The organism is Ciceribacter sichuanensis (assembly GCF_024055605.1).
GTDB lineage: Bacteria > Pseudomonadota > Alphaproteobacteria > Rhizobiales > Rhizobiaceae > Allorhizobium > Allorhizobium sichuanense.
Genome location: NZ_JAMXLX010000001.1, coordinates 487,521 through 500,657, shown reverse-complemented (window position 1 = coordinate 500,657; position 13,137 = coordinate 487,521). Strand labels below are relative to the sequence as shown.

Below are 13,137 nucleotides of genomic sequence, written 5' to 3'. Positions count from 1 at the left end.
TGCACCTGTCAGACTAACAGAAAACATCAGATAGGTCAGACATTTCTGCCGTTTTTCCCAATTTTTCGGCATTTATTCCGCCTCGTATCCGAAACGCCCTTCCCGCCGGCACGAAGCATACGAATTATCTGCACAGTTTTTGACTTATGCATTCAAAATATACAACACAGTCACAAAACTGCATACAGTTTGCGCTTATCGAAAATCACATAATAAAATTATTGTTTATTTTCAGCATAATAATTCTGGCACGTCATTTGCATACACTTTCCTGTACACGTTCAAACAGGCACTTGCCGTCACAGGGAGCATTGCAATGACCAGACTCCTTCCCATGAACCGCCGCCACTTCCTGAAAACCTCCGCCGCCGGTGCAGCCCTTGCCGGCTTCGCGCCGGGCCTGCTCGCGGAGCGCGCCGCGGCCCAGACCGCGCTCACCGTCGGCTTCATCTATGTCGGCCCCAAGGACGACTACGGCTACAACCAGGCGCATGCCGAAGGTGCGGCCGTGATCAAGGCCCTGCCAGGCATCACCGTCATCGAGGAAGAGAACGTCCCTGAAACCGTCGACGTCCAGAAGACCATGGAATCGATGATCAACCTCGATGGCGCGTCGCTGATCTTCCCGACCTCGTTCGGCTATTTCGACCCCCACATGCTGGAAATGGCAAAGAAGTATCCCGACGTGCAGTTTCGCCATTGCGGCGGCCTGTGGAAGGAAGGTGTCAACCCGGCCAATACCGGTTCCTATTTCGGCTATATCGGCCAGGGCCTCTATCTGAACGGCATCGCTGCCGGCTATGCCACCAAGAGCAAGAAGATCGGCTTCGTCGCCGCCAAGCCGATCCCGCAGGTGCTGCAGAACATCAACTCCTTCCTGCTCGGCGCCCGCTCGGTCGACCCGGCCATCACCTGCCAGGTGATCTTCACCGGCGAATGGTCGCTCGCGGTCAAGGAAGCCGAAGCCACCAACGCGCTGATCGACCAGGGCGCAGATGTCGTGACCTGCCATGTCGACAGCCCGAAGGTGGTGGTCGAGACGGCTGCCGGCCGCGGTGCCTTCGTCTGCGGCTACCATGCCAACCAGAGCCCGCTTGCTCCGGAAAAATACCTCACCGGCGCGGAATGGGCCTGGGGCAACGTCTACACCGACTTCGCCAAGAAGGCGCAGGCTGGCGAAAAACTCGGCAATTTCGTGCGCGGCGGCCTGAAAGACGGCTTCGTCAAGATGAGCCCGCTCGGACCGGCCGTTTCGGCCGAGGCCCGCACCAAGTTCGAGGCCACGCTGGCCGAAATGACGAAGGGCGGCTTCTCGGTGTTCAAGGACGGCCTCAAGGACAACAAGGGCAATGTTGTCGTCGCGGCTGGCACGAGCCTTGCAGAGGATGCCATCGAGCTGGAGAGCATGGACTACCTCGTCGAGGGCGTCATCGGGTCCACCTCCTGAGCCCTTCTGAAGGAGCGGCGTCATGAACCTGGAAATCAATAGCAGATCGCTTGCCCCGGAAACGGTTCCGGCCGGAAATCTCCGGCCGGTCATCGAATGGGCGGCCCGGCGCGCCGAGCCGCTTGCCATAGCGCTTCTTGCGGTCCTTGTCGGGCTGGCATTGTTCTCGCTGTTCATCGCCGCTCTCGGCAAATCGCCGCCGCAGCTCTTCCAGCTCATGTATACCGGCGGCTTCGGAAGCTGGTTCTCCATCCAGAACGCGCTGAGCCGGGCGGCACCGCTCCTGCTCACCGCACTCTGTGTGGCGCTGCCGGCGCGGCTCGGCCTCACCGTCATCGGGGCTGAGGGCGCCGTCGTGCTCGGCGGACTGGCGGGTGCTGCTATCGCGCTGCCGCTGGTCGGCACTCTGCCGCCGCCGGTCGTGTGGCTCTTCATGGCGCTGGCCGGCATGACCGCCGGCGCCGTGTGGATCGGGCTTTCCGGCTTTCTCCGGCATTATCGCGGGGTCAACGAGACGATTGCCTCGCTGCTGCTCGCCTATATCGCCATCGCGCTGATGAACCAGCTGATCGAGGGTCCGCTGCGCGATCCGGCAAGCCTCAACAAGCCTTCGACCACGCCACTTCCGGCGGAATACATGCTGGGCAAGATCCCCGGCATGGACGTTCACTGGGGATTCGTCGCCGGCGTTCTCGCCTGCGTCTTCTCCTATGTGCTGATCGAGGCGACAGCGAGCGGCTTTGCCGCCCGCATCGCCGGCGGCAATGTCCGGGCAGCCCAGATCCAGGGCTTGCCGGTGGGTCGCCTGATCGTCGGCTTCACCGCGCTTGCAGGCGCCTTCGCCGGTCTTGCCGGCATGATCGAGGTCGCGGCCGTTCAGGGAAGCGCCAATGCCTCGCTGGCGGCGGGCTACGGCTATACCGGCATCCTCGTCGCCTTCCTCGCCCGGCACAATCCGCTGGCGATCATTCCCGTCGCCATCCTGCTCGGCGGCATCGATGCCTCGGGCGGATTGATCCAGCGGCGCATGGGCCTGCCGGATGCCACGGTGCTGGTGCTGCAGGGCACGCTGTTCGTGGTGATCCTGTTTTCCGAAACCCTCTACGGCCGTTTCAAGATCTTCAATCCAGACCTCTGGAGCCGGCCTGAAATGAAGAAGGGAGCCGCATGATGGACGGAACCGATATCGGCCTCTGGGGCGTGCCGCTGGCGATCATCGCAGGCGCGATCCGCGTCTCCACGCCCTTCATCTTCGTCAGCCTCGGGGAAATGATCACCGAGCGCTCCGGCCGCATCAATCTCGGGCTCGAGGGAACGCTGGTGTTCGGCGCGATGGCGGCCTATGCGACGGCGGTGCTCACCGGCTCGCCATGGCTCGGCGTTCTCGCGGCCATGGTCGCGGGCTCCGTCTTCGGCCTCATCCACGGCTTCATCTGCAAGTTTCCCAAGGTCAACGACATCGCGATCGGCATCGCCATGATGCAGTTCGGCATGGGGCTTGCCTTCTTTCTCGGCAAGCCCTTCATCCAGCCGGCAGCGCCCAAGCTGCCGTCGATCCCCTTCGGCGCGTGGTCGTCGGTGGCGCAGGTGCAGGCGGCGCTCAACATCAACGTGCTGTTCCTGATCGGTATCGCGCTCGCCTTCGTGCTGACCTGGGCCCTGCGCAACACCCGCCTCGGCCTCATTCTGCGCGTCGTCGGCGACAGCTCGGATGCCGCCCGCGCCATGGGCCTCAACCCCGACACCATCCGCCTCCTTGCAACCGCCATCGGCGGGGCGCTCGCGGCAGTCGGCGGGGCCTATCTCTCGCTCTTCTATCCCGGCTCGTGGAACGAGGGCATTTCCTCCGGACAGGGCCTGATGGCGGTGGCGCTGGTGATTTTCGCCCGATGGAACCCCATCGGCTGCCTTCTCGCCTCGCTGCTCTTCGGCGGCGCGGGCGCGCTCGGTCCGGCGCTGCAATCGGTCGGCGTCACCTCCGGCTACTACCTCTTCTATGCGGCACCCTATGTGCTGACCCTCGTCATCATGATCGCAACCTCTTCGCCCACGCGCTCGCTTGCCGGCGCTCCCGGCGCGCTTTCGCTCACGAAATAGGAGCCCTGCCCCATGAACAGCCTGTCTCCCATCTCCCCGGCCACCGAAACGCTGAGCTTCATCGACGGCGATCCCTATCCCTGGCCGTATAACGGCAAGCTTCGCCCCGACAACACCGCCCTGATCATCATCGACATGCAGACCGATTTCTGCGGCAAGGGAGGTTACGTCGACCACATGGGCTATGACCTGTCACTGGTGCAGGCGCCGATCGAACCGATCAAAAAGGTTCTCGCCGCAATGCGCGCCAAAGGCTATCACATCATCCATACCCGCGAGGGACACCGGCCCGATCTCGCCGATCTTCCCGCCAACAAGCTGTGGCGCTCGAAGCGCATCGGCGCGGGCATCGGCGACGCCGGTCCCTGCGGCCGCATCCTGACCCGCGGCGAGCCGGGCTGGGACATCATTCCCGAACTCTACCCGCTGGAAGGCGAAGTCATCATCGACAAGCCCGGCAAGGGTTCGTTCTGCGCCACCGACCTCGAACTCATCCTCAACCAGAAGCGGATCGAGAACATCATCCTCACCGGCATCACCACCGACGTCTGCGTTTCCACCACCATGCGGGAAGCCAATGACCGCGGCTTCGAATGCCTGATGCTGGAAGACTGCTGCGGGGCGACCGACTACGGCAACCACCTGGCGGCAATCAAGATGGTGAAGATGCAGGGCGGCGTGTTCGGCTCCGTCTCCAATTCCGAAACGCTCGTGAGCCAGCTGCCATGATCATCGGCGAGATCCTTCCCCAGAAAACCATCCCCGCCGTCGGCGTCGAAACCGTCGACATGACGATGCGTTTCGGCTCGTTCACGGCGCTGGACCATGTCTCGATCAAGGTCGAGCCCGGCTCCTTCCACGCACTTCTCGGCGAAAACGGCGCCGGCAAGTCGACGCTGGTCAAATGCATCATGGGCTTCTACCGCCAGACCTCCGGCCAGCTGATGGTCGACGGGCGCGAAGTCGCCGTCGCCTCGCCGCGCGATGCGGCGGCACTCGGACTTGGGATGGTTTACCAGCACTTCACGCTCGTCCCGTCGCTGACGGGAGCGGAAAACCTTGTCATCAGCCGTGCCGACGTGCCCTCCGTGCTCAACTGGGCGAAGGAAAAACGGGCGCTGGCCGCGTTCATGGAAACCATGCCCTTCGACATTCCGCTCGACCGTCCGGTGAGCGAGCTTGCGGCGGGCGAGAAGCAGAAGCTCGAAATCATCAAGCAGCTCTATCTCGGCCGGCGCTTTCTCGTGCTCGACGAGCCGACCTCGGTGCTCACCCCCGGCGAGGCCGACGACATGCTGGGGCTGGTGCGAGGGATGACGGAGCGCGGAGAGCTGACCGTGCTGATGATTTCCCATAAGTTCCACGAGGTCACCAAGTTTGCCGATGCCGTCACCGTGCTGCGCAAGGGCAAGCTGACCGGCGGCGGCAAGACTTCGGAACTCGGCACCAAGGACATGGCGGCGATGATGATCGGCGACGTGAAGCTCGCCGAACTCGACACGCGCCTGCCGGTGGCCGAAGACGCCTCGCCCGTCCTTGGGCTGGAAAACGTCAAGGCCCCGGATCGGACCGGGCTGAAGACCATCGACATCGAGAAACTGGTGGTGCGCTCCGGCGAGATCGTCGGCATTGCCGGCATCTCCGGCAACGGCCAGAAGGAGCTTTCCGAAATCCTCGCGGGGCAGCGCCCGACCGATACGGGCGAAGTCGTGGTCAAGGGCAAGCCCTATGGCGCAACGCGGGAGGAAACGCGGGAAAACAACGTGCGCTTCATTCCCGAGGAACCGTTGCAGAATGCCTGCGCGCCGAAGATGACGGTGACGGAAAACCTCGCCTTCCGCTCCTTCGACGTGAAGCCGGCGGGCAAGCCGAGCTTCTGGCTCGACCGCAGCGGCATGCGCAAGCGCGGCGGCTCGCTGATCGCCGATTTCAAGGTCAAGACCGCCTCGCCCTCGTCACCCATCGCCTCGCTTTCCGGCGGCAACGTGCAGCGCGCGGTGCTGGCCCGGGAACTGACCGGCGAGGTCGATCTGCTGATCGTCTCCAACCCCTGCTTCGGCCTCGATTTCTCGGCGGTCGCGGAAATCCGCTCCCGCATCATGAAGGCCCGCAACGGCGGGACGGCGGTGCTGCTGATCTCCGAGGACCTCGACGAACTGATGGAAATGTCGGACCGTATCCTCGTCATGTCCGAAGGCAGGCTCGTCTACGAAACCCCGGCGCGCGAGGCGGATATCTCCGTCATCGGTGCCCATATGGCAGGTCATCATTGATGGCGGATATCAAGGCGCTTCCCTTCCCCTTCCCTCTCGACCGCAACGCCGTCGCGCTTATCGTCATCGACATGCAGCGCGACTTCACCGAACCCGGCGGCTTCGGCGAAAGCCTCGGCAACGATGTCAGCCTGGTGGCGGGCATCGTGCCCGACGTCAAACGGCTGATCGAGGGCTTCCGCGATGCCGGCCTGCCGGTGATCCACACCATGGAATGCCACAGCCCCGACCTTTCCGACCTGCCTCCGGCCAAGCAGAACCGTGGCAACCCGAAACTCAGGATCGGCGACATGGGACCCATGGGCCGCATCCTGATTTCCGGCGAACCCGGCACCTCCATCCTGCCCGACGTCGCGCCTGTCGACGGCGAGCTGGTGATCGAAAAGCCCGGCAAGGGGGCCTTCTACGCCACCCCACTCGGCGACGAATTGAAGGCGAAGGGCATCCGCCAGCTGGTCTTTGCGGGCGTCACCACCGAGGTCTGCGTGCAGACCACCATGCGAGAAGCCAATGACCGGGGCTATGAATGCCTCATCATCGAGGAGGCGACGGCGAGCTATTTCCCGCACTTCAAGGCGGCGACGCTCGACATGATCCGCGCGCAGGGCGGGATCGTCGGCTGGACGGCGAAACTTGACGATCTCCTGGAGGTGCTGTCCCATGCCTGAAACGACACGCGAAAGCCTTCCCGCCGGCGGCTGGAAGGAGCTGGAATTCGGCCCCTTCCGCGAGGGCGTGACCATTCACTGGATCCGGCGTTTCGACGCCGACCAGCCGGGGGTGGCGCTTCTCAAATACGAGGCGGGGGCCGCCGTGCCCCGGCACCGGCACGAAGGGCTGGAGACCATTCTGGTGCTGCAGGGCACGCAATCGGACGAGGCCGGCGACTATGGTGTCGGCTGTTACGTCGTCAACGCGCCGGGCACGGAACATTCCGTGTGGAGCGACACCGGCTGCGTCGTGCTGATCCAGTGGGATCGGCCGGTCACAATTCTCGGAGAGTAGGACATGACTGAACAGGCATTCGACATCGCCTCGCTGCACGCGGCCTATGCCGCCGGCTGGACCCCGGAAGCGATGATCGACACCGCGCTCGCCCGCCTTGCCGCGGCTGACGATCCCGGCATCTTCATCCATCTTGCCAGCCGCGAAACGCTGACTGCGGAAGCGGCGAAACTCGGCGCGTTCGATCCCGTCGCCAAGCCGCTCTGGGGCATCCCTTTCGCGGTGAAGGACAATATCGACGTCGCGAGCATGCCGACTACCGCCGCCTGCCCGGATTATGCCTACACGCCGGAGAAAGATGCGACCGTCGTGGCGCTGCTGAAATCCGCCGGCGCAATCGTCATCGGCAAGACCAATCTCGACCAGTTCGCAACCGGCCTCGTCGGCGTGCGCAGTCCCTATCCGATCCCGCGCAACGCCATCGATCCGGCGCTGGTGCCGGGCGGTTCCAGCTCCGGTTCTGCGGTGGCGACGGCGCGCGGCATCGTCTCCTTTGCGCTCGGCACCGACACCGCGGGTTCCGGCCGCATTCCGGCAGGCCTCAACAACATCGTCGGCCTGAAGCCAAGCGTCGGAGCGCTTTCGACGACCGGCGTCATTCCCGCCTGCCGCACGCTCGACTGCGTTTCGGTCTTCGCGCTGACGGTGGACGATGCGTGGCGGGTGTTCGACGTCGCAGCAAAGCCCGACGAGACGGACGCCTATTCCCGCGCCTTCGCCCCGGCAAGCTATGGCGCGACACCACCGGTTCTGACGATCGGCGTTCCGGCTCCTGAAGACAGGCAATTCTTCGGCGATATGCTGATGCGAGAGGCCTATGAGGAGGCGCTGGCCAACCTCTCGGCCATGGGCCACCGGATCGTCGAGATCCCGTTTGGCGATTTCTACTCCGTCGCCAACCTGCTCTATGAAGGCGCGTGGGTGGCGGAGCGCTATGCGGCAGTGAAGGACTTCTTCGACGCCCATGAGGAAAGCTTCCACCCCGTGACCCGCAAGATCTATGGCGGGGCAAAGACGCTTTCGGCAGCGGATGCCTTCAACGGTTTCTACCAGCTACAGGCCTACAAGCGGAAGCTTCAGCCTGTCATCGCATCGGTCGACCTGTTCTGCGTACCGACCGCGCCTACCCACTACACCCGCGCCGCCCTCGAAGCGGAGCCGATCCGCGAGAACTCACGGCTCGGCACCTATACCAACTTCGTCAACCTCATCGACATGTGCGGCATCGCCGTGCCGACCGGAACCCGCGGCGACGGCCTGCCGGCGAGCGTCACCTTGCTCGCCCCCGCCGGCAAGGACGGGCTGACGGCATCGCTTGCCGCCGACCTGCACGCAAGGACCGGGCTGACGCTCGGCGCCACCGGCTGGCCGCAGCCGGAGCGCGCGTCTGCTGCCTTCTCCTCGCTCTCGGAGGAACTGATCGAACTGGTGGTTGTCGGCGCGCATCTCTCGGGCATGCCGCTCAACGGCGAACTCAAGAACCTCGGTGCCGCCTTCTCCCGCGCGACCCAGACGGCCAGATCCTATGAGCTTTACGCCCTTGCCGGCACAAAGCCGCCGAAGCCGGGGCTCGTGCGCTCCTCGGGCAGTGATTGCAGCATGATCGACGTGGAGGTCTGGCAACTGACGCCGGACGCCTTCGGACGCTTCGTCGCCGCCATCCCCGCCCCTCTTGGCATCGGCACAATCGAGCTTGCAGACGGCACCACGGCCAAGGGCTTCCTCGTGGAGCCGGTGGCGCTCGCCGGCTCGGAAAACATCACCGCCCATGGCGGCTGGCGGGCGTATATGCGGAGCCTGGCGGCTTAGGTGGGGTATCTGTCTAAGTCAGCTGGATTCGAACCAGACTTGGGCGTTACCCCCTCTGGCCTGCCGGCCATCTCCCCCACAAGGGGGGAGACCCGCAGAGAGGCCTACGTCTCTCACCAAGGATCTGAGAACGTTGGCGTTTGAGAGGAAGCGAGCGATATCAGCTATCCACTCTCCCGCCTTGTGGGGGAGATGGCCGGCAGGCAGAGGGGGGACCCCGAACCGTCGATGCATCTCGTCTAATGCCGGCACCGTGCCACAAATCCCCTAAACCCGGATCGCCAGCCGCAACCCGCCCCAGTGGCGGCCGGAAACCATGATCGGGGCGGAGATGTCCTTCATCACCACGAAATTGCCACCGCCCATATCGCGGCGGTAGGTCTGGACGAGGAAGGGGGCCGTCGAGCGGCCGGCGGCGAGGCCGACGCGGTCGTTGAAAATGCGGCGATTGCGGCAGTTGGCGGTGTTCCACACGGGATCGCCGGGGCGCTGGGGTTGGGAGAATTTCCGGTTATGGGTCGGCAGGTAGCCATTGGTATCCACCGCCGCGCAGAAACCGATGCGGTCGGAGAGCGCAAGCACCGGTTCGATGATGGCGGGCAGGACCTGATCGGTGAAATCGGTGAAGGCGGCCAGCATCTGCACCGGATCGCTGCCTGCTATCGGCCGATAGTTCTGATCGAACAGCGCGGCCATTCCGATGCGGCCACTATCGACGCCGTGTTGGAAAGCAGCGGAAATCGCGGCGGCGACATCGCGGGCCGTCTCGATCCAGTGGCTGTCTTCCGTCTCGATGCCGGCGCTGGCGGTGAGCTGGATCAGGGTCTCGGAAAGATTGACCACCTTGTCCACGCGGACCGCGGCATTCTGCAGGGCGGCGTCTGAATGCTGGACCTCCGACGCCATGCCGCCGAGCGTGCGGACGAAATCGGCGCACTGCCGCTCGACCGTCTCAGTGGTTCTTGCCATGACCGAGGAGCCATCGAGGATGCGGGTGATGACCTCTTCCATCGCGCCGAAGGACTGGTTCATCGCTTGGGAGGTATCGCGCACGCCGAGCGCGCTCTCACTCGCACCCCTGCCCGCCTCGGAAAGCTTGGTAATCTTGTTGCGGATCTCGCTCAGGATCGACTGGATCGACCCCGTCGCCTGCGAGGTCTGCAGCGACAGCGCGCGGATTTCGGCCGCGACCACGGCGAAGCCCTTGCCGGCCTCGCCGGCACGAGCCGCCTCGATGGCCGCGTTCAGGGCCAGAAGATTGGTCTGGCGGGCGATCGAGCCGATCTCCTCGGCAACCTTGTCGACATTGGAAAGCGACACGGCGAAGGCGCCGATTTCGCCGGAGATCTCCTTCGAGGCCGCGACCATGCGGTCGATCTTGTCGACGGCGCCGGCAAGGCGGCTCGCGGACTCGCCCAGCATTTGACGAGCGCCCGCCGCCGTCTCATCGGTCGAACGAAGCGACTGGGCGACATCCTTGTTGGTTTCGGCAATGGCAAGCGCCGTGCTGGTCACCGTATTGAACGTGCTGGAGTGGCGTTTCGACATCGCCGCGACATCCTGGATGGCGCCGGCGATATCGACCAGATCGACGCCGAGCGTCGAGGCCTCGTGAGCCAGTTTTCCGATGATGCCGCGTAGCGTCTCGGCATCGACAAGGGGCGAGCCGGTCGGGGAATGCTCCTCCTCCGGCAACAATCTTTCCACGGCGTTCATGCGGCGTGTCCTCCAACCCGCAGGTAGTATCGGCGGCGTCGGTTAAGGATTTGCAAAGATGTGCAGGGACGCCCCGGCTACAACCAAAGCGCGACAGTCGGCTGTTCCGGCCTACGAAGGTCGCGTTCAGAGCGCCCCGATATCCTTGAGCTTTTTCAGCACGGCGATGCTTGGCTCGCCGTTTTCCGGCAGGCGATAATGGCGCTGGAAACGGCGGATCGCGGCGCGGGTCTGATCGCCGGCCACGCCGTCGATGCTGACATCGGTGTAGGCGATGTTGGAAAGGCCACGCTGAATTTCCATGACGAGGCCGGGATCCGGCGCATCGGTGAGCGCCGCGGGCAGCGCTTCGGCGTCGTTGGCATCGGCGGATGCCGGAATGGCGGCAGGCGGGGTCGGGCTTTCCGGATTGAGCGGGGCCGGATTGAGCGGGGCCGGCTTTAGCGGTGCCGGCCTGGGCTGGACGGGCTTCGGCTGGACCGCCCGTGCCGTTTCGGGTTTCGCTGCCGGACGGGTCGGCGCAGTGGTGACAACCTTCTCGGCGCTGCGGATGGCGGCGGCGACCGGGTCCTTCGTCGCCTGCGAGGACGAGACATCGGCGGGCGGGCGTTGTTTCGGCACGGCGGCAGTGGCGCTGTTATCGACCCTGAGCGCGGCCAGAAGCTCGTTGCTGACGAGGCCGCTCGGCTCCATGCCGACGGACTTCTGGAATAACGAAATGGCCGCTTCGGTCTGCGGCCCGATCACACCATCGGGGTCGCCGGCATACAGGCCCCGGCGGGAAAGCTCGGTCTGCACCGCGACCGCAAGCTCGCTCACGCCGTCGCCATCGAGATCGCCGCTCGGCAGTGGTGCCTGGGCCTGCTGGACGGGCGCGGCATCGGCCGGCTGCTGCTCGCCATCGACCGGCGCTCGCTCGATCCTGAACGTTGTCGTATTGCCCGGGTCCTGCTCCTGCATGGGATTGCGGGCGACGCCGGCAAGCGCATTGAAATCGGCGGCGTCGCGGGTGCGGAAGATCGGCGACGGATGGCGGCCCGGCTGGTACCAGAGCGCATTGGCCGCGACGAAACCGAAGGCAACGGCAAAGGTCGCCACCCCGCCGATCAGGCGTGGATGGCGGGACGCACCGCGCGCAAGCGCGGCAAACCCCGCAGAAAGCAAGCCGGACATCCGTGATGCCGGCTTCCTTTCAGGCGATTTTCGCTTTCGCTTCGTCATGCACAGTTTCTTTCCTGCCCAATTCGCGGACCTGCATTTCCAGCGGCTTCAGCCGCGGCGGAAACTCGACCGTATTGTCTTCGGCAGCCAGCACGGCTGCCGCACCGGAACCATCGGCCGGCAGCGTCACGGTGACCACCGTGCCCTCGCCCGGACGGCTTTCCATACCGAAGGTGCCGCCATGGAGGGCCGTCAGACCCTTTACCAGCGACAGGCCGAGGCCCGATCCCTCGTGGTTGCGGTTCAGACCATCGTGGATCTGCGTGAAAGGCTTGCCGACCAGCGCCATTTTCTCGGGCGCGATGCCGATGCCGGTGTCGCTGACGACGATCTTGAGCTGCGAACCTTCGCGCGTCGCGTCGATAATGACGGCGCCGCCCGCTTCCGTAAACTTGATCGCATTGCCGACGAGATTGATCAAGACCTGACGGATGGCGCGACCATCGGCCACGACCTCGCCAAGACCGCGCGGCAGACGGCTCGTCAGCGAGACGCCCTTGCTGGCGGCCTGCAGCGACAGCATCTTTTCGCATTCGGCGACCGCTTCGGCGATCGGGAAGGTTTCCATCAGCAGTTCGTAGCGGCCGGCCTCGATCTTGCTCATGTCGAGCATGGCATTGACCACCGACAGGAGATGAGCGCCCGACTGGCGGATCAGCTGTACATATTCGCGCTGACGGTCGTTTTCGAGCTTGCCGAAATACTCGCCGGCGAGAATGTCCGAGAAGCCGAGGATGGCGTTGAGCGGCGTGCGCAGTTCGTGGCTGACGGCAGCGAGGAAGCGCGACTTCGCCTCATGGGCGGCGGCGGCCTCGTCTTCCCGGCGGGAAGCCATGTCACGGATCTGCATTTCACCGGCGATGTCGAGCATCTGGGCATGGATCGCGCGGAGCGAACCGTCGAGCGAACGCTCGGCCGACATATCCAGACGCACATGCATGAACTGGGCATGGGCGAAGCCGAGGGCCGGACGCTCAAGCCTGAGGTCGATGACGACCGCATCCACGCCCTGACGCAGTTCATCCATCGACTGGACAAAGGCGAGGCGGTCGGAGACATGGATCTGCTCGACGAAGGCGCGACCGAAGGGATCACGCAGGAAGGAAAGGTACCAGTCACGATCGCGGCCGCCAGTCGTGCGGACGATACCGGCCGCATCGAGACCCAGCACCAGACCGGGGCAGAAATCGACGGACAGATCGGCGGGGCGTTCCTCTTCTTCCTTCGCGCGCTCGGCGGCCCCCTGGCGATGGCCGGCAACCATAAGCACGCAGGAAACGAGGAAAGCGGCAATCACCAGCGTTACGCCAAGCGGCAGGGCGGTGGCCGGTCCGAGAATGAAAGAGAGAATGAACGGCACCGCAACGAGCGGAACAACAAAGCCCGCGGCAAGGCGGCGGACGAGCACGACTTCGCCTGAAACGGCCGGATCGCCATTGGCGCTCCACGACAGGCAGTTGCCGGCCGTACGATCGACGATCGCCTCCGTCCTACCCGCAATGTTACGCAATACCGACACCATACATACTCGCGAAACGACTCATTTCGTGAGCCGAACATAGGCCGTGC

General features: G+C 64.4%; 11 protein-coding genes. 8 read left to right on the top strand and 3 right to left on the bottom strand.

Going from position 1 to position 13,137, the window contains the following annotated elements; all coding sequences use genetic code 11:
- Positions 1 to 316 precede the first annotated feature (316 nt).
- From NBH21_RS02410 to atzF, 8 genes are read left to right on the top strand one after another with little or no spacing between them, the layout of a single operon-like run.
- The gene (locus tag NBH21_RS02410) at positions 317 to 1,447 is read left to right on the top strand and encodes a BMP family ABC transporter substrate-binding protein (protein WP_250912359.1); all 1,131 of its coding nucleotides are present in this window, start codon (positions 317 to 319) and stop codon (positions 1,445 to 1,447) included.
- A 22-nt stretch (positions 1,448 to 1,469) separates the two neighbouring features.
- Positions 1,470 to 2,618, top strand: a complete 1,149-nt coding sequence (locus NBH21_RS02405; protein WP_250912358.1) for an ABC transporter permease — start codon at positions 1,470 to 1,472, stop codon at positions 2,616 to 2,618.
- A complete protein-coding gene (locus NBH21_RS02400; RefSeq protein ID WP_250912799.1) occupies positions 2,618 to 3,544 on the top strand; it encodes an ABC transporter permease in 927 nt (308 codons plus the stop codon). The genes NBH21_RS02405 and NBH21_RS02400 overlap by 1 nt, the downstream gene beginning before the upstream one ends.
- Positions 3,545 to 3,556: 12 nt before the next feature.
- Positions 3,557 to 4,273, top strand: coding sequence for a biuret amidohydrolase (gene biuH, locus NBH21_RS02395; protein ID WP_099057111.1), 717 nt, complete (start codon positions 3,557 to 3,559; stop codon positions 4,271 to 4,273).
- Positions 4,270 to 5,817, top strand: a complete 1,548-nt coding sequence (locus NBH21_RS02390; RefSeq protein WP_250912357.1) for an ABC transporter ATP-binding protein — start codon at positions 4,270 to 4,272, stop codon at positions 5,815 to 5,817. The genes biuH and NBH21_RS02390 overlap by 4 nt, the downstream gene beginning before the upstream one ends.
- The gene (locus tag NBH21_RS02385; protein WP_250912356.1) at positions 5,817 to 6,485 is read left to right on the top strand and encodes a cysteine hydrolase family protein; all 669 of its coding nucleotides are present in this window, start codon (positions 5,817 to 5,819) and stop codon (positions 6,483 to 6,485) included. Before NBH21_RS02390 ends, NBH21_RS02385 begins: the two co-directional genes overlap by 1 nt.
- The gene (locus tag NBH21_RS02380; RefSeq protein WP_250912355.1) at positions 6,478 to 6,822 is read left to right on the top strand and encodes a cupin domain-containing protein; all 345 of its coding nucleotides are present in this window, start codon (positions 6,478 to 6,480) and stop codon (positions 6,820 to 6,822) included. Before NBH21_RS02385 ends, NBH21_RS02380 begins: the two co-directional genes overlap by 8 nt.
- A 3-nt stretch (positions 6,823 to 6,825) precedes the next feature.
- Positions 6,826 to 8,631 (top strand): allophanate hydrolase, encoded by a 1,806-nt coding sequence (gene atzF, locus NBH21_RS02375; protein WP_250912354.1) that lies wholly within the window; start codon positions 6,826 to 6,828, stop codon positions 8,629 to 8,631.
- 267 nt (positions 8,632 to 8,898) lie between these two features.
- Here atzF and NBH21_RS02370 read toward each other — a convergent pair whose 3' ends face one another.
- The 3 genes from NBH21_RS02370 to NBH21_RS02360 all read right to left on the bottom strand — a co-directional run bounded on the left by NBH21_RS02370 (position 8,899) and on the right by NBH21_RS02360 (position 13,090).
- Positions 8,899 to 10,347: a methyl-accepting chemotaxis protein gene (locus NBH21_RS02370; RefSeq protein WP_250912353.1), complete on the bottom strand. Its 1,449-nt coding sequence runs from the start codon at positions 10,345 to 10,347 to the stop codon at positions 8,899 to 8,901.
- A gap of 126 nt (positions 10,348 to 10,473) precedes the next feature.
- Positions 10,474 to 11,568, bottom strand: a complete 1,095-nt coding sequence (locus NBH21_RS02365; RefSeq protein WP_425340368.1) for a peptidoglycan-binding domain-containing protein — start codon at positions 11,566 to 11,568, stop codon at positions 10,474 to 10,476.
- Positions 11,540 to 13,090 carry a sensor histidine kinase gene (locus NBH21_RS02360; RefSeq protein WP_250912351.1) on the bottom strand — a complete coding sequence of 517 codons (1,551 nt, stop codon included), beginning with the start codon at positions 13,088 to 13,090 and terminating at the stop codon, positions 11,540 to 11,542. Before NBH21_RS02360 ends, NBH21_RS02365 begins: the two co-directional genes overlap by 29 nt.
- Between the last annotated feature and the right edge of the window lie 47 nt (positions 13,091 to 13,137).

Excerpts from the sequence above, each read along its gene's own strand:
- NBH21_RS02410 (WP_250912359.1), top strand. The coding sequence starts at position 317 with ATGACCAGACTCCTTCCCATGAACCGCCGCCACTTCCTGAAAACCTCC.
- NBH21_RS02405 (WP_250912358.1), top strand. The coding sequence starts at position 1,470 with ATGAACCTGGAAATCAATAGCAGATCGCTTGCCCCGGAAACGGTTCCG.
- NBH21_RS02400 (WP_250912799.1), top strand. The coding sequence starts at position 2,618 with ATGGACGGAACCGATATCGGCCTCTGGGGCGTGCCGCTGGCGATCATC.
- biuH (WP_099057111.1), top strand. The coding sequence starts at position 3,557 with ATGAACAGCCTGTCTCCCATCTCCCCGGCCACCGAAACGCTGAGCTTC.
- NBH21_RS02390 (WP_250912357.1), top strand. The coding sequence starts at position 4,270 with ATGATCATCGGCGAGATCCTTCCCCAGAAAACCATCCCCGCCGTCGGC.
- NBH21_RS02385 (WP_250912356.1), top strand. The coding sequence starts at position 5,817 with ATGGCGGATATCAAGGCGCTTCCCTTCCCCTTCCCTCTCGACCGCAAC.
- NBH21_RS02380 (WP_250912355.1), top strand. The coding sequence starts at position 6,478 with ATGCCTGAAACGACACGCGAAAGCCTTCCCGCCGGCGGCTGGAAGGAG.
- atzF (WP_250912354.1), top strand. The coding sequence starts at position 6,826 with ATGACTGAACAGGCATTCGACATCGCCTCGCTGCACGCGGCCTATGCC.
- NBH21_RS02370 (WP_250912353.1), bottom strand. The coding sequence starts at position 10,347 with ATGAACGCCGTGGAAAGATTGTTGCCGGAGGAGGAGCATTCCCCGACC.
- NBH21_RS02365 (WP_425340368.1), bottom strand. The coding sequence starts at position 11,568 with ATGACGAAGCGAAAGCGAAAATCGCCTGAAAGGAAGCCGGCATCACGG.
- NBH21_RS02360 (WP_250912351.1), bottom strand. The coding sequence starts at position 13,090 with ATGGTGTCGGTATTGCGTAACATTGCGGGTAGGACGGAGGCGATCGTC.